15 protein-coding genes are annotated in these 14896 nt (G+C 67.1%); 8 read left to right on the top strand and 7 right to left on the bottom strand.

The genetic code is table 11. The features are described 5' to 3' along the window. The first annotated feature begins 207 nt into the window (after nt 1–207). The 3 genes from G3N99_RS21180 (at nt 208) to G3N99_RS21170 (ending at nt 2287) form a co-directional block, all read left to right on the top strand. Nucleotides 208–399 carry a 2-hydroxymuconate tautomerase gene (locus G3N99_RS21180; RefSeq protein WP_043178943.1) on the top strand — a complete coding sequence of 64 codons (192 nt, stop codon included), beginning with the start codon at nt 208–210 and terminating at the stop codon, nt 397–399. A 36-nt stretch (nt 400–435) separates the two neighbouring features. Next, a complete protein-coding gene (locus G3N99_RS21175; RefSeq protein WP_206123385.1) occupies nt 436–1263 on the top strand; it encodes an alpha/beta hydrolase in 828 nt (275 codons plus the stop codon). A gap of 121 nt (nt 1264–1384) precedes the next feature. After that, complete coding sequence (locus tag G3N99_RS21170; protein WP_206123384.1) at nt 1385–2287, top strand: transporter; 903 nt, start codon at nt 1385–1387, stop codon at nt 2285–2287. Nucleotides 2288–2358: 71 nt separating this feature from the next. Here the strand turns inward: G3N99_RS21170 and hndA are convergent, their stop codons facing one another. After that, nucleotides 2359–3309, bottom strand: a complete 951-nt coding sequence (hndA, locus tag G3N99_RS21165) for a 2-hydroxy-1-naphthoic acid nonoxidative decarboxylase (RefSeq protein WP_206123383.1) — start codon at nt 3307–3309, stop codon at nt 2359–2361. A 122-nt stretch (nt 3310–3431) separates the two neighbouring features. On the opposite strand from hndA, the gene G3N99_RS21160 reads away from it, so the two are divergent. Then, on the top strand, nt 3432–4316 hold the full coding sequence (locus G3N99_RS21160; RefSeq protein ID WP_174939621.1) for a LysR substrate-binding domain-containing protein: 885 nt from the start codon (nt 3432–3434) through the stop codon (nt 4314–4316). Between the two features lie 21 nt (nt 4317–4337). On the opposite strand, the gene dbpA is transcribed toward G3N99_RS21160, so the two are convergent. The 5 genes from dbpA to G3N99_RS21135 all read right to left on the bottom strand — a co-directional run bounded on the left by dbpA (nt 4338) and on the right by G3N99_RS21135 (nt 9219). Then, nucleotides 4338–5735: an ATP-dependent RNA helicase DbpA gene (gene dbpA, locus G3N99_RS21155; protein WP_011356542.1), complete on the bottom strand. Its 1398-nt coding sequence runs from the start codon at nt 5733–5735 to the stop codon at nt 4338–4340. Then, nucleotides 5732–5929: a hypothetical protein gene (locus G3N99_RS21150; RefSeq protein ID WP_011356541.1), complete on the bottom strand. Its 198-nt coding sequence runs from the start codon at nt 5927–5929 to the stop codon at nt 5732–5734. Before G3N99_RS21150 ends, dbpA begins: the two co-directional genes overlap by 4 nt. Nucleotides 5930–6206: 277 nt before the next feature. After that, nucleotides 6207–7868 carry a malate dehydrogenase (quinone) gene (gene mqo, locus G3N99_RS21145; protein WP_174939619.1) on the bottom strand — a complete coding sequence of 554 codons (1662 nt, stop codon included), beginning with the start codon at nt 7866–7868 and terminating at the stop codon, nt 6207–6209. A gap of 510 nt (nt 7869–8378) precedes the next feature. Further along, complete coding sequence (locus G3N99_RS21140; protein WP_206123382.1) at nt 8379–8666, bottom strand: hypothetical protein; 288 nt, start codon at nt 8664–8666, stop codon at nt 8379–8381. A 64-nt stretch (nt 8667–8730) separates the two neighbouring features. Continuing rightward, nucleotides 8731–9219 (bottom strand): Lrp/AsnC family transcriptional regulator, encoded by a 489-nt coding sequence (locus G3N99_RS21135; RefSeq protein WP_174914363.1) that lies wholly within the window; start codon nt 9217–9219, stop codon nt 8731–8733. Nucleotides 9220–9334: 115 nt separating this feature from the next. On the opposite strand from G3N99_RS21135, the gene G3N99_RS21130 reads away from it, so the two are divergent. The 3 genes from G3N99_RS21130 to G3N99_RS21120 all read left to right on the top strand — a co-directional run bounded on the left by G3N99_RS21130 (nt 9335) and on the right by G3N99_RS21120 (nt 12727). Further along, entirely contained in the window at nt 9335–10372 is a 1038-nt protein-coding gene (locus G3N99_RS21130) for a histone deacetylase family protein (RefSeq protein WP_206123381.1), read from the top strand. 68 nt (nt 10373–10440) lie between these two features. Continuing rightward, complete coding sequence (locus G3N99_RS21125) at nt 10441–11517, top strand: ornithine cyclodeaminase (protein ID WP_174939752.1); 1077 nt, start codon at nt 10441–10443, stop codon at nt 11515–11517. A gap of 76 nt (nt 11518–11593) precedes the next feature. Further along, nucleotides 11594–12727 (top strand): branched-chain amino acid ABC transporter substrate-binding protein, encoded by a 1134-nt coding sequence (locus G3N99_RS21120; RefSeq protein ID WP_174939611.1) that lies wholly within the window; start codon nt 11594–11596, stop codon nt 12725–12727. Nucleotides 12728–12934: 207 nt separating this feature from the next. On the opposite strand, the gene G3N99_RS41980 is transcribed toward G3N99_RS21120, so the two are convergent. Beyond that, a complete protein-coding gene (locus tag G3N99_RS41980; protein WP_241011770.1) occupies nt 12935–13192 on the bottom strand; it encodes an NUDIX domain-containing protein in 258 nt (85 codons plus the stop codon). A 313-nt stretch (nt 13193–13505) separates the two neighbouring features. On the opposite strand from G3N99_RS41980, the gene G3N99_RS21110 reads away from it, so the two are divergent. Then, a partial coding sequence (locus G3N99_RS21110; protein WP_206123380.1) for a DUF389 domain-containing protein occupies nt 13506–14896 on the top strand: 1391 nt, incomplete at its 3' end.

Here is a 14896-nt window from a genome sequence, read left to right as displayed (position 1 = left end):
ACGACGCTCTTCCGATCTTCGCGATGCTTGCGAACCACCTGGGCGCGCGCGGCGAATCGATTCCCGCGGGCAGCGTGATCCTGTCGGGCGGCATCACCGAGGCGGTGGCCGTCGCGGCCGGCGACAGCGTGACGCTGCGCGTGCAGGACGTCGGCTCGATCGGCCTGCGTTTCATCTGAACGAATCACGACCAAACAGGAGGCCATCGTGCCGGTTGCCCATCTCTACATCCTCGAAGGCCGCGACGACGACAAGAAGGAACGCCTGATCGCCGAGGTCACGCAGGCCATTCATCGCTCACTCGACGCGCCGGTCGAATCGGTGCGCGTGATCATCACCGAGATGCCGAAGGCGCATTTCGGGATCGGCGGGCAGAGCGCGAAACAGCGCGGGCGGTAACCCGCCACGTCCCCATGAATCGACTGAAGGAGCGTCATGTCATCCAATCCTGAAATCGGCCGCCGGATCGTCGCCGGCGGCATCGACACGAACTATCACGACTCTGGCGACGGGCCGCCCGTGCTGCTGATCCATGGCTCGGGGCCGGGTGTCACGGCCTATGCGAACTGGCGGCTCACGATGCCCGTGCTCGCGCGGCAGTTTCGCGTGATCGCGCCGGACATGGCGGGGTTCGGCGAAACCGAGCGCCCGGCCGGGTATCGCTATTCGATGGACCACTGGGTCGATCACGCGCTCGGCCTGCTCGACGCGCTCGACCTCGAACGCGCGCACGTGGTCGGCAATTCGTTCGGCGGCGCGCTCGCGCTGGCACTCGCGATCCGGGCGCCCGAGCGCGTCTGCCGGCTCGTGCTGATGGGCGCGGCCGGTACGCGCTTCACGCTGACCGAAGGGCTCGATGCGGTGTGGGGTTACACGCCGTCGATCGCGAACATGCGTGCGCTGCTGGACATCTTCGCGTTCGATCGCACGCTCGTGAACGACGAACTCGCGAAGCTGCGCTACGACGCGAGCGTGCGGCCCGGCTACCAGGAGGCGTTCGCGAACATGTTTCCGGCACCGCGCCAACGCTGGGTCGATGCGCTCGCGAGCGACGAAGCGAAGCTGCGCGCGCTGACGCACGACACGCTGATCGTGCACGGCCGCGAGGACCGCGTGATTCCGCTCGAGAGTTCGCTGAAGCTGCTCGAGCTACTGCCGAACGCCCAGCTCCATGTGTTCGGCCGGTGCGGGCACTGGACGCAGATCGAGCATGCCGCACGCTTCAACCAGCTCGTCATCGAGCATTTCAGCGCAAAGCCGTAACCGCAGTCGTGGCAAATCGGCAGGACGTGTTGCCGCCGCGTAGGAAGCGGCGGCAACGCAGGTGCTCATGAAAGCACACATATAAAAAATCAGTTCAGTAGAACGAATATTGGAGACATCGATGAAACGGAAGTCTGCAGTCGGGTTGTGTTCGCTCGCCGCATGCGCGGGCCTCGCATTGAGCACGGGCGCTTGGGCGACGGAGGGCGGCGGCGACACGATCGGCGAGGGCGCGGAAGCGTTCTTCGCCGGCGCGCTGCCGCCGGCCGGGTTGTACGCGCTGCTGTACTACACGCATTACCACGCGTCGCGCTTCAACGATTCGCATGGCAACGGCTCGGTGCCCGGCTTCAAGCTCGATGCGGACGTGTTGATTCCGCGCGTGGTCTGGATGTCGAACCTGTCGGTGCTCGGCGGGCGCTACGGCGCGTATGCGGTGCTGCCGATGCAGCGTCTCTCGCTCGATGCGGGCGGCGCGTCGTTCGACCGCACCAACCTGGGCGACCTGATCGTCAGCCCCGCGCTGATCGCGTGGGGGGCGGGCGCGTTGCGCACGGTCGCGGCGATCGAGTTCGTGTTTCCCACCGGGCAGTACGACGCGAACGCGGCGCTGAACACCGGCAAGAACTACTACACCGCGCGGCCGGTGTTCGGCGTGTCGTGGCTGCCGAACGACAAGGTCGAGGTGTCCGCGAAGATCACGTACAGCTTCAACTCGCCGAACAACGACACGCACTACCACTCGGGGAACCTGTTTCACATCGACTATTCGGCGAGCTATGCGGTCACGCCGAAGGCGCGGGTCGGGTTGTCGGGCTACTTCGTCAAGCAGACCACGGACGACATGCAGAACGGGCAGCCGGTCGCGGGCGACGGCTTTCGCGGCCAGACGTTCGCGATCGGGCCGGGGTTTCGCTATCAGTTCAGCAAGATCAGCGTGGAAGCGCGCGTCGTGAAGGAGTTCTTCGTGCGCAACCGGCCGGCCGGGGAGGCCGTGTGGGCGAAGGCCGTCATTCCGTTCTGACCTGCCGGCGCGCAGCCGGTTGCGCGCGTGACGCCGCCGTTGCGGGGCGTCACGCTTCACTTCACCGTGCGTTACCGCGCCAGCGCCGCGAGACGCGGGAACAGCGGCAAAGCGTTCGCGTGGTTGATCGCGGCGTGCCGGTCGGCGCCGAGCGCCGCATACGCATCCTGCGCGTGGGTGAACGACGTGCTGACGGCGGGCGGCGCGTACGGGAAGTCACTGCCGTACAGCACGCGATCGGGTTGCGCGAACGCGGTGAGGCTCGGCAGCGCGGACGGCGACGACAGCGCGGTATCGAAGTAGAACGTGCGCAGCAGGTCGAGCAGCCCGTCGCGATCCGGCACGTCGTTGCGCACGCCCGGCGCGAGTTCGGCAAAGCGGTACGCGGTGTACGGCAGGAAGCCGCCCGCGTGCGACAGGATGATGCGCACGTTCGGGTGCCGTGCGATCACGCCGTTGAGCACGAGCTGGACGGCCGTGCGCGTCGTATCGAACGGATAGTCGAGCAGCGGGCCGGGCATCCCGGGTATCGCATCGATCGCCGGCTTCGCCGGGTGGATGAACACGACCGCGCGGCGGCGGTCGAGTTCTGCCCACACGGGTTCGAATGCCGCATCGCCGAGATACGTGCCGCCGTAGTTGCTGAGCAGCACGACGCCGTCGGCGTTCAGCGTGTCGAACGCGTGGCTGATTTCGGCGAGCGTGCCGTCGACGTCGGGCAGGGGCAGCGTCGCGAAGTTGCCGAAGCGGGTCGGCCACTTTGCGACGAGGCCGGCCACGTATTCGTTGACCTGGCGCGCCATGTCGCGCTTGGCCTGGCCGTTCCAGCCCTGCACGCCGGGCGCCGTCAGCGACAGCACGCCGGTCTGGATCTCCAGCGAATCCATGAACGCGATCGCGCTTTCCGGGCTCCAGGTGGGGCTGCCCCAGCCGGACGGGTCGCCGCCGTGGGCGGGCAGGGCGTCGGCCCAGAACGGCGGGACGACGTGTTGGTGGACATCGATACGGTTGCGGTCGGACATGATTGGGCTCCTGTGGAAGTGCGCTGTCTGCCAGCGCCTGATCGTCAGGATGCGCGTGGTTGATTTTTCAATCCAATAGATTAAATTTCAGGATTGATCGTTTTGAGTGATTAATCGACCGTATGGATCTTCGTCACTTGCGCTACTTCCTCGCGGTTGCCGAGGAAGGGCATTTCGGCCGTGCGGCGGAGCGGCTGCATATCGTGCAGCCCGCGCTGAGCATGCAGATTCGCGCGCTCGAGGATGAACTGGGCACCGCGCTGTTCGAGCGCAGCACGCGCAAGGTCGCGCTGACCGACGCCGGCCGGCTGCTGGTGACCGAGGCGCGGCACACGCTCGAGCAGGCCGAGCGCGCGAAGTCGGTCGTACAGCGCGCGGCGCGCGGCGAGACGGGCGTGGTGCGGATCGGCTTCGTCGGCAATGCGGTCGCGACCGGGCGGCTGTCCGACGACCTGATCGCGTTTCATGCGGCGTGGCCGGAGGTGACGCTCGACCTGCACGAGATGGCGCCGGCCGCGCAGCAGGACGCCATCCTCGCGGGCCGGCTCGACATCGGCTATTGCCCGGCGTTCGACACGGCGTTCGATCCGAAGCTGGCCGTGCGGACGGTCGGCAGCTGGGCGTGGGACGTGATGATGAGCGACCGGCACGCGCTCGCGAAGCAGCGCTCGGTGAGCGTCGCGGCACTCGCGGACGAGCCGTTCATCTTCTACGCGGCGGACGGTGACGACGAAGGGCAACTGGCGATCCTGCGGCGGGTGCTCGGCAAGACGCCGCGCATTGCACACAAGGTGAGCAGCACGCTGTCGGTGCTGGCGTTGACGGGGGCGGGCCTCGGGGTGGCGCTGGTGCCGTCGCCGCTGAGCCGGATCGCGGCGCCGAACATCGTGTACCGGAAACTCGCCGGCGGCGTGCCGGGTTCCGAACTCGTCGCGATCAGCCGGGTCGGCGCGGAATGGGGGACGGTACGGCAGTATCTGGCGATGCTGGGCGAGCGCGCCGCGTGAGCGTCGCGGCGCGCGCCGGCATTACTCTTCGTCCATCAACCGGACTTTGACCCGCTTGCCCTTGATCTTCCCGGCATTGAGCTTGCGCAGCGCGTCGTGCGCGACGCCGCGCTCGAGCGCGACATAGGTCGAGAACTCGGTCACGTTGATCTTGCCGATCTGCTTGCCGTCGAACCCGGCGTCGCCGGTCAGCGCGCCGAGCACGTCGCCCGGGCGGATCTTGTCCTTGCGCCCGCCGAGGATCTGCAGCGTTTCCATCGGCGGCAGCAGCGTGTCGGTGCCGGTCGGCGTCAGCTCCGCGAGCGGATGCCATTCGACCTCGCGCTTCTGCGCCTGCTCGATCCCGCCGACGCGGCCCATCTCGTCCATGCTCGCGAGGCTCAGCGCCCAGCCGTCCTGATCCGCGCGGCCGGTGCGGCCGATGCGGTGCACGTGCACTTCGGGGTCGGGCGTCACGTCGACGTTGATCACCGCTTCGAGCTGCGCGATGTCGAGCCCGCGCGCGGCGACGTCGGTTGCCACCAGCACCGAGCAGCTGCGGTTCGCGAACTGGATCAGCACCTGATCGCGCTCGCGCTGGTCGAGCTCGCCGTGCAGCGCGAGCGCGTGGAAGCCCTGCGCGTGCAGCACGTCGAGCAGGTCGCGGCACTGCTGCTTGGTGTTGCAGAACGCGATCGTGCTCACCGGCCGGTAGTGGTTCAGCAGCTGGCCCACCGCATGCAGCCGCTCGTCTTCCGTCACTTCATAGAAGCGCTGGCGGATCTTGCTGTCGTCGTGGCGCTCCGCGAGTTTCACTTCCTTCGGGTTGCGCAGGAACTGCTGGCTCAGCTTCGCGATGCCGTCCGGGTAGGTCGCGGAGAACAGCAGCGTCTGGCGCGTGGTCGGGCACATCCGCGCGACCTTCGCGATGTCGTCGAAGAAGCCCATGTCGAGCATCCGGTCGGCTTCGTCGAGCACCAGCGTATTCAGTGCGTCGAGCTTCAGGTTGCCGCGATCGAGGTGATCCATGATGCGGCCCGGCGTGCCGACGACGATGTGCGCACCGTGCTCGAGGCTCTGCGTCTGCGGGCGCATCGGCGTGCCGCCGCACAGCGTCAGCACCTTCACGTTCTCCTCGGCGCGTGCGAGGCGGCGCACTTCCTGCGTGACCTGGTCGGCGAGTTCGCGCGTCGGGCACAGGATCATGGCCTGCACGTCGAAGCGGCGCGCATCGAGGCGGGCCAGCAGCGCGAGCGAGAACGCGGCGGTCTTGCCGCTACCCGTCTTCGCCTGCGCGATCAGGTCCTGGCCGGCCAGTGCGATCGGCAGGCTCGCGGCCTGGATCGGCGTCATGTCGACATAGCCGAGCTGCGCGAGGTTGGCGAGCGTGGCGGGCGTCAACGACAGCGCGCTGAACGGCGTGGCGGTCGGCTGGGTCATTCCAGGTCTCCGAGGTAGGGGCGGCCTTCCATCTGTTCGTAGACGACCTTGCCTTCGTCGTCTTCGAAGCGTTCGAGGTAGTTGCGCGCGCCGCACAGCGGGCAGCGGAACAGCAGCCCCTGGCCTTCGTCCTTGATGACGACGTCGGACTGCTCCCACGGCGTGCCGCAGCTCTGGTTTCGGCAGGTAAACACGGTCTTTCTCCAGCTGAATTCGGTTGGTGGCGCGCCCGGGCGGGCGCGGCAACGGCGGGCGGCGCTCGCGCGGCTTGGGCGCGGGCCGCACCGGGCGTCGCTTGGATTGCGTCGATGCGGATGATGGATCGGGCGGCGACAGGGTCGCGCGTGCCGCAATTCTAGCGGAAGCGGGCGACCGGCCGGGCGGTTTCGCCCGCCACCCGCCCGGAAATACGGCCGCCCCCGCGGGCGGCCGTGCCATGCGGCGCAACGGTTGCGCGCGGCGCTCGGTGCGTTACAGCGCCATGTCGGCCGACGCCTTCGCCGGGCGGGCCGGCGCGGTGCCGGTGGGCTGCGACGGCGTGGTGACGTCGATCTTCGGCGGCGGCGACAGCTGCAGCACGTCGCTGGTGTACGTCCATTCCTCGACGACCTTCGCCGGGCTGTCGTTCAGCTTCGTGCCGTAGCTCGGCACGATCTGGCGGATCTTCTGCTGCCACTCGGGCGTCGCGACCTTGTCCTTGAACACCTTCTTCATCAGGTTCAGCATGATCGGCGCGGCCGTCGACGCGCCCGGCGATGCGCCGAGCAGGCCAGCGATGCTGCCGTCCTGCGACGCGACGATCTCGGTGCCGAGCTTCAGCACGCCACCCTTCACCGGGTCGCGCTTGATGATCTGCACGCGCTGGCCGGCCTGCCACAGGCGCCAGTCTTCCTTCTTCGCGTTCGGGAAATATTCCTTCAGCGCGTTGAAGCGGTCGTCATCGGACAGCATCAGCTGGCCGGCGAGGTACTGGACCAGCGGGAATTCGTCCACGCCCACGCGCATCATCGGTGCGACGTTGTGCGTGTTGGTGCTCTTGAGCAGGTCGAAGTACGAACCGTTCTTCAGGAACTTGGTCGAGAACGTCGCGAACGGCCCGAACAGGATGATCTTCTTGCCGTCGATGATCCGCGTGTCGAGGTGCGGCACCGACATCGGCGGCGAGCCGACCGACGCCTTGCCGTACGCCTTCGCCAGATGCTGCTTCACGACTTCGGGGTTCTCCGTCACGAGGAACGAGCCGCCGACCGGGAACGCGCCGTAGTCCTTCGCCTCGGGGATGCCCGACGCCTGCAGGAGGTGCAGCGCACCGCCGCCCGCGCCGATGAACACGAACTTCGCGTCGACCGACTGCGCCGGCTCATCCGAGTGCAGCTTGACCCAGCTCACGTGCCACGTGCCGTCGGCATTGCGCGAGATCTCGCGCACTTCGCTCGACAGCGACAGCGTGAAATTCGGCTGCGTCTTCAGGTAGCCGACGAACTGGCGCGTGATCTCGCCGAAGTTCACGTCGGTGCCGATCGGCGTCCACGTCGCCGCGACCTTTTGCTTGGGGTCGCGGCCTTCCATCATCAGCGGCACCCACTGCTTGATCTGGTCGTAGTCTTCCGAATACTGCATCCCGCGGAACAGCGGGCTCGCCTGCAGCGCTTCGTAGCGCTTCTTCAGGAAGCGGACGTTGTCGTCGCCCCACACGAAGCTCATGTGCGGCGTCGAGTTGATGAACGAATGCGGGTTCTTCAGCACGCCTTGCTTGACCTGCCACGCCCAGAACTGGCGCGAGATCTGGAACGACTCGTTGATCTCGATCGCTTTCGAGATGTCGATCTTGCCGTCCGCCTTCTCCGGCGTGTAGTTGAGTTCGGCAAGCGCCGAGTGGCCGGTGCCGGCGTTGTTCCAGCCGTTCGAGCTTTCCAGTGCGACGCCGTCGAGGCGCTCGACCATCGTCATCGACCAGTCAGGTTGAAGCTCGTGCAGCCAGACGCCGAGCGTCGAGCTCATGATGCCGCCGCCCACCAGCAGGACGTCGACCTTCTTCGTATCGGCGGCATGCGCGGACGAAGTCGCGACGCACAGCGCGAGCGCCGACAGTATTACCCGTAACGTTTTGATCACAGCAGATCCCTTTTTCAACTTGGATGCATCGGTTTGCCGAGCCGCCCGGCGTGCGTATCGATCGTGGCGAAACACGTATCCGGAGATCCGGATCGCGAATCCGGAATTCCGGATCGACGCCGCGCGCCGTTGCATTTGCGCACGCGAAACCGTCGGGAAGGACACCTTCGGAACGGCTTCCTGCGGGCAGGCAAGCGCCTGCGTCACAGTGGCGCACAACGCGCCCGGGCCCTTGCGGCAAGCCTGAGCGGAAGGTGCTTCAGGCTGCGTGGAAAGAGGCCGCGCGCGACGCGTTTTGCGGGGGCGGGATGGCAAGGGGCGCGTAATGTAACCGAACTCGTTTGCTGTGTCACAAACGAAAAATACCGTTGTTTTCGTGGGGTTTTTTGCGTGTCCGGGTTTCCGGAATGGCGGTCGCGGGAAGCGGGAAAGCTGGGGATAACTGCGCGGGATCGGGACGGGATTTCGAGGGGGCTGCGTCGTGTCGCGGCAGTGCGCCGCGACACGATCGCGTGACGTCACGTCACTTTACTTCGCGGCGCCGTTCCGGCAGAACTGGTCGTACGCCTGCGCCGAATTCGCGAAGCCCTTCTGCTTGGCGAGTTCCCACGGGCGTTCGCATTGTTGCGTTGCTTCGCACCACGAATAGCCGGCCGAGCCGATGCAGCCGTGCGCATCGCGATCGCCGCCGACCACCGGCGGTGCGGCCGGCGCCGACGATTGCGCCGGCGGCGTGGATGGCGCGGCACAGGCGCTCAGGACAAACGCGCAGGCCAGCGTGGCGGCCAGCGGCACGGAAGGGATGAGTCGCTTCATAAAGTAGTGCTCCATGGGATGAGATTCGGAGAATCGGGGGCAGCCTGCACGTTCACCGCCTCGTTCAGTCGCCCGGCACCGGCACGCGCGACGAGAACTTCACTTCGCGCAACGCGAGGCTCGACTGGATCGACGACACCCCGGCCTGCTTGCGCAGCACGCGCTCGACGAATTCCGCATACGCGTCGAGATCGGCCGCGACGACCTGCAGGATGTAGTCGGCCGCGCCGGTGATCTTGTGGCAGGACGTCACTTCGTCGTGTTGCCGGATCACGTCCTCGAAGTGATCGGAATCCTGGTCGGAATGCATGTTGAACGTCACCTGCACGAACGCGAACACGTTCATGCCGAGCGCGCGCCGGTCGAGGTTCGCCTGGTAGCCGGTGATCACGCCTTCGTCCTCGAGCCGCTTGCGGCGGCGCCAGCAGGGCGTGACGCTCAGCGACAGCTTCTCGCCGAGCGTCGCGTTCGACAGTGCGCCGTCGTCCTGCAGCAGGCGCAGCATGGCACGGTCGACGCCATCCAGTTCGGCCGAAGCGCGATTTTTGCTCATTTCCGGAATTCCGTAGGCGGTTTTCTCAAAATTGTACGAAAGCCGCGCGTCGAAAGCAAAGCTATTGCCGGTTGTGGTCAATAAACTGTTGCCACCATCACAGCAACGGTCAACCATGCTTACGGTCTACAGCAGCGATCACCAACTGCATCGTGGCGTCGAATTGAAGGACGGCGCGATCACCGATTCGTTCGAAAACCCCCTTCGCGCCGAAACGGTGCTCGCGCAGGTGCGTGCAGCCGGCCTCGGCGACGTGATCGCGCCGAAGCCGTTCGACCGCACCAGCTACGCGGCCGCGCACAGCGCGCGCTACGTCGATTTCCTCGCCGGCGCGTGGGACGAGTGGACCGCCACGGGCCGCACCTGCCAGGCGCTGCCGCTCGTGTGGCCGGTGCGCGCAATGCCGGCCGCTGCCACCGCGCCCGCGTTCATCGACGGCAAGCTCGGCTTCTACGCGATGGACGCCGGCGCACCGATCAACGCCGGCACATGGGATGCCGTGAGCGCGAGCGCGAACTCCGCGCTCACCGGCGCCGACCTGCTGTCGAGCGGCGCGACGCGCGCGGCGTTCGCGCTGTGCCGCCCGCCGGGCCATCACGCGGGCCGCGAGTACATGGGCGGCTATTGCTACCTGAACAACGCGGCGATCGCCGCGCAGCACTGCATCGCGCAGGGCGCGGCGCGCGTCGCGGTGCTCGACGTCGATTTCCACCACGGCAACGGCACGCAGGACATCTTCTACGACCGCGCGGACGTGCTGTTCGCGTCGATCCACGGCGAGGCGCCGGTGTCGTACCCGTACTTCTCCGGCTATGCGGACGAGCGCGGCATCGGCGCGGGCGAAGGGTTCAACCTGAACCTGCCGCTGCCCAAGGGCACGCTGTGGGACACTTACTCGGCCGCGCTCGACCAGGCGGCCGCCGCGATCGCCGCGCATGCACCCGACGCGCTCGTCGTCTCGCTCGGCGTCGATACCTTCGAGCACGACCCGATCAGCCATTTCCGGCTGCGCTCGCCCGACTACCTGCGCATCGGCGCGGCGCTCGCGCGCCTGAACGTGCCGACGCTGTTCGTGATGGAAGGCGGCTACATGGTCGACGAGATCGGCATCAACGCGGTCAACGTGCTGCTGGGATTCGAAGGGCGCGCGTAACGCGCGGCGCCGACCGTTTCAACGGCGGCCGTGCCCCGTGCCGGCCGCCGCAACCGTGGAGCAAAGGCATGACGCGATATCTGGATGTGACGAGCGTATCGACGCTCGTGGCCGAAGTCGGGATGACGCAGATCCTGACGACGATGGCCTCGTATATCGAGCAGGACTACCGGCGCTGGGAGACGTTCGAGAAGACCGCACGCCTCGCCAGCCATTCGACCGACGGCGTGATCGAGCTGATGCCGACGTCGGACGCGCGGCTGTATGCGTTCAAGTACGTGAACGGCCATCCGAAGAACACCAAGGCCGACCTGCTGACCGTGATGGCGTTCGGCGTGCTGGCCGACGTCGATACCGGCTATCCGCTGCTGCTGAGCGAGATGACGCTGACGACGGCGATCCGCACCGCCGCGACCTCCGCGCTGGTCGCACGCTTTCTGGCGCGCGCCGATGCGCGTTCGATGGCGCTGATCGGTAACGGCGCGCAGAGCGAGTTCCAGGCGATCGCGTTCCACGAGATGCTCGGCATCGACGAGCTGCGCGTGTTCGACATCGATCCGGCCGCGACCGACAAGCTGATCCGCAACCTCGCGCCGTTCGAGGGATTGCGCGTGATCCGCTGCGCGTCGGCGGCGGAGGCCGTGCGCGGCGCGGACATCGTGACGACGGTCACCGCCGACAAGACCAACGCGACGATCCTGACGCCGGACATGATCGAGGACGGGATGCACGTGAACGCCGTGGGCGGCGATTGCCCGGGCAAGACCGAGCTGCATGCGGACGTGCTGCGCCGCGCGCGCGTCGTCGTCGAATACGAGCCGCAGACACGCATCGAAGGCGATATCCAGCAGATGCCGGCGGATTTCCCGGTGATCGAGTTCGCGCGGATCGTGTCGGGCGCCGAGCCGGGCCGCGAATCGGATGCGCAGGTGACGGTGTTCGATTCGGTCGGCTTCGCGCTCGAGGATTTCTCGGCGCTGCGCTACCTGAACGCGGCGGCGCGCGAGCGCGAGATCGGCATCGAGCTCGACCTGATTCCCGCGCCGCGCGATCCGAAGGACCTGTACGGTGTCGCGACGCGCGGCGAGAACGCCGTGCTGCCGGCCGGGATGGGCCGTGCGGTGCAGGAAGCGCTGCACCATTGACCGCAACCGCTTCGTCATCCGAACCACAACACGTCCCGCATCGAACGGGGCCCACCAGACTGACCAGGAGACAGACATGCTTCGACATCCCATGACGGCACTCGCCGCGGCGGCCGCGCTCACGTGTGCGCTGTCCGCGCATGCGGACGAAATCGTACGCATCGGCCACGTCGCACCGCTGACCGGCGCGATCGCGCACCTCGGCAAGGACAGCGAGAACGGCGCGCGCCTCGCGGTCGAGGAAATCAATGCGAAAGGGCTGACGATCGGCGGCAAGAAGGTCACGCTGCAGCTCGACGCGCAGGACGACGCGGGTGATCCGCGCACCGCGACGCAGGTCGCGCAGCGGCTCGTCGACGACAAGGTCATCGGCGTCGTCGGCCATCACAACTCGGGCACGTCGATTCCGGCGTCGCGCGTCTATCGCGACGGCGGCGTCGTGCAGATCTCGCAGGCCGCGACCAACCCGACCTACACGCAGCAGGGCTTCAAGACGACCTATCGCGTGGTGGCGACCGATGCGCAGCAGGGGCCGGCGCTCGCGATGTATGCGGCGAAGAACATGGGCATCAAGACGGTGGCCGTGGTCGACGATTCGACCGCGTACGGGCAGGGCCTCGCGACCGAGTTCGAGAAGGCCGCGCAGGCCGCCGGGATGAAGGTCGTGTCGCGCGACGCGACCAACGACAAGGCGATCGACTTCCGCGCGATCCTCACGAAGATCAAGGGCGCGAACCCGGACGCGATCATGTACGGCGGCATGGATGCGACGGGCGGGCCGCTCGCGAAGCAGGCGCGCCAGCTCGGCATGCGCGCGAAGATCCTCGCCGGCGACGGCGTGTGCTCGACCGACCTGCCGAAGCTCGCGGGCCCGGCGTCTGACAACGTCGTGTGCTCCGAAGCCGGCATCGCGCTCGAGAAGATGCCGGGCGGCGCGGCGTTTGCGAAGCGCTACGAAGCGCGTTATCACCAGCCGATGCAGGTGTATGCGCCGTTCTCGTACGACGCCGTGAACATCATCGTCGACGCGATGAAGCGCGCGAACTCGACCGATCCGGCGAAGGTGCTGGCCGCGATGCCGGCGACCGACTACAAAGGCGTGATCGGCGAGACGAGCTTCACGCCGCAGGGCGACCTGAAGCACGGCGCGATTTCGGTGTTCACGTACAAGAGCGGCAAGAAGGCGCTGCTCGATATCGTGAAGATGTAACGCAGCACGAACCGGAATCGCGCGCCCACCGCAGGCGCAGACCTCGGGGCGCGATACCGGCGATCACGTCATGACCGACCACACCTGGCACGAGGCAGGGCGGCGGCAGCCAGTCGAACGCACGCTCGGCGATGAGCGGCGTCGACTGGCTGCGATGTAGCGACCGGAGCGATGCGCGGTCGATCCACGCGCAATGCGCGATCTTGTTCATCGGGTGCGCGATCGCGTCCGGAGCGATGTCGGCGAGAAACACGTGATGCCGCTTGTGCGTGCCGGCGATCCGGGACAGATGGCGGGCGTGGCCGCACCGAGCCCGGTTTCTTCGAGCAGCTCGCGGCGCGCGGCGTCGCGCAGCGATTCACCGGGGCGCGGCTTGCCGCCGGGTAGCGCCCAGCGGGCATTCAACCGCGCGACCGGCAGGATCCGGTCGCCGCGCCGGCAGAGAACGGTCGCACGTTCTTTCATGATGATTTCCTGATTGCAGGTCCGCACGTCGAATCGACGGGCAAAAAAACGCCGCCAGCAACGGGCGGCAAGGAACGGAGAGATTCACTGCCAGGGTGCCGGACGGAATGGCCGTCTCGTCCGGTATGGTCATTGTCGCGACGTCAGGCGGAGCGGTGAATCAGACGGGCCTGATTTGACGTGCGACAGCGCGCGAAACCGCATCGGACCGCCTCGAAACCGCGGGGGTGGCCCAGCCGCCAGCCTTGCGGCACAATCCGTTCAGCCGGCCCGCCCGCCGCGCATCGCACCCGACCGTTTTCCGGAAACCAACATGAACAATATCGAAGGCAATCGGCCGCCGCGTCGCGCATCCAAGATGCGGCTCGTGCTGCGTCAGTACTTCAACCTGCGTGAAGGGCAGGCCGATTACGCATCGATCGATCGCGACCTCCGTGCCGGGATCGGGCTGCGCGGCACGAATCTGTGGATCCTGATGTCGGCCATCGCGATCGCGTCGATCGGCCTCGACGTGAACTCGACGGCCGTGATCATCGGCGCGATGCTGATCTCGCCGCTGATGGGGCCGATCATGGGCCTCGGCTACGGGATCGGCATCTACGATTTCGGGCTGATTCGCCGGTCGCTGCAAAATCTCGGCATCGCGACGCTGATCAGCCTCGCGACGTCGACGCTGTACTTCTCGTTGAGCCCGCTCACGGGTGAGCATTCCGAACTGCTTGCCCGCACGTCGCCGAGCATCTGGGACGTGCTGATCGCGCTGTTCGGCGGCCTCGTCGGCATGGTCGGCGCGACCCGCAGCGAGAAGACCAACGTGATCCCCGGCGTCGCGATCGCGACCGCGCTGATGCCGCCGCTGTGCACGGCCGGCTACGGGCTCGCGCACGGCAGCCTGCAGTACTTTGCCGGCGCGTTCTACCTGTTCTCGATCAATTGCGTGTTCATTGCATTCGCGACGGTGATCGTCACGTGGGTGATTCGTGCGAAGCCGGTGGCACCCGTGGACGCCGCGGTGCAGCGCAACGTCCGGCGCTTCGTGCTGGCGGCGGTGCTGGCGACCGCGGTGCCGAGCGTCGTGCTGGCCTACCGTCTCGTGACGCAGGAAGTGTTCAACGCGCGCGCCGAGCAGTTCATCAAGACCGAACTGTCGTTGCCGTTGAGCGTGGTCGCGAGCAAGCACATCGATCCGGTCAAGCGGACCATCGACGCGGTGCTCGTCGGCCAGCGCGTCGACCAGCACCGCCTCGATGCGCTGTCGTCGAAGCTGCCCGGATACGGTCTGCCGCACGCGACGCTCGTCGTGCGCCAGGCCGGGGACGAGCGGATCGATGCGCGCGCGCTCGAAACGTCGTTGAAGGCGACGCTCGCGCAGCAGCTCGTCGAGGCGCAATCGGTCGCGCAGCAGGACGCGCAGGACAAGGACGATGCGATCGCGAAACTGCAGCGGCAGCTCGACGCGCAATCCGCCGACCGCGCGGAACTCGATCGGGTCGCGCATGAACTGAGCGTGCAGTATCCGCAGGTGCGGCAGGTTCGGTATGCGAATGCGTTCGAGTGGGATGGCGCCGCGAGCGCGCCGGGCGCGGACGCGGTGCCGACCTTCGTCGTGTCGACGGCGAAGCCGATGCCGCGCGCGGAACGCGCCCGGCTCGAAGCATGGCTGAAGGTGCGGCTGGGGCCGAAGCCGGTGCGGCTCGTCGTGGC

The organism is Burkholderia sp. Ac-20392 (genome assembly GCF_017104585.1).
GTDB classification, from domain to species: Bacteria; Pseudomonadota; Gammaproteobacteria; order Burkholderiales; family Burkholderiaceae; genus Burkholderia; species Burkholderia lata.
Note: the sequence above shows the minus strand (reverse complement) of the source record. Positions and strands in the feature narration are given on the sequence as shown.

Coding starts and splice junctions, on each gene's coding strand:
- G3N99_RS21175 (WP_206123385.1), top strand. CDS start 436: ATGTCATCCAATCCTGAAATCGGCCGCCGGATCGTCGCCGGCGGCATC.
- G3N99_RS21170 (WP_206123384.1), top strand. CDS start 1,385: ATGAAACGGAAGTCTGCAGTCGGGTTGTGTTCGCTCGCCGCATGCGCG.
- hndA (WP_206123383.1), bottom strand. CDS start 3,309: ATGTCCGACCGCAACCGTATCGATGTCCACCAACACGTCGTCCCGCCG.
- G3N99_RS21160 (WP_174939621.1), top strand. CDS start 3,432: ATGGATCTTCGTCACTTGCGCTACTTCCTCGCGGTTGCCGAGGAAGGG.
- dbpA (WP_011356542.1), bottom strand. CDS start 5,735: ATGACCCAGCCGACCGCCACGCCGTTCAGCGCGCTGTCGTTGACGCCC.
- G3N99_RS21140 (WP_206123382.1), bottom strand. CDS start 8,666: ATGAAGCGACTCATCCCTTCCGTGCCGCTGGCCGCCACGCTGGCCTGC.
- G3N99_RS21135 (WP_174914363.1), bottom strand. CDS start 9,219: ATGAGCAAAAATCGCGCTTCGGCCGAACTGGATGGCGTCGACCGTGCC.
- G3N99_RS21130 (WP_206123381.1), top strand. CDS start 9,335: ATGCTTACGGTCTACAGCAGCGATCACCAACTGCATCGTGGCGTCGAA.
- G3N99_RS21125 (WP_174939752.1), top strand. CDS start 10,441: ATGACGCGATATCTGGATGTGACGAGCGTATCGACGCTCGTGGCCGAA.
- G3N99_RS21120 (WP_174939611.1), top strand. CDS start 11,594: ATGCTTCGACATCCCATGACGGCACTCGCCGCGGCGGCCGCGCTCACG.
- G3N99_RS41980 (WP_241011770.1), bottom strand. CDS start 13,192: ATGAAAGAACGTGCGACCGTTCTCTGCCGGCGCGGCGACCGGATCCTG.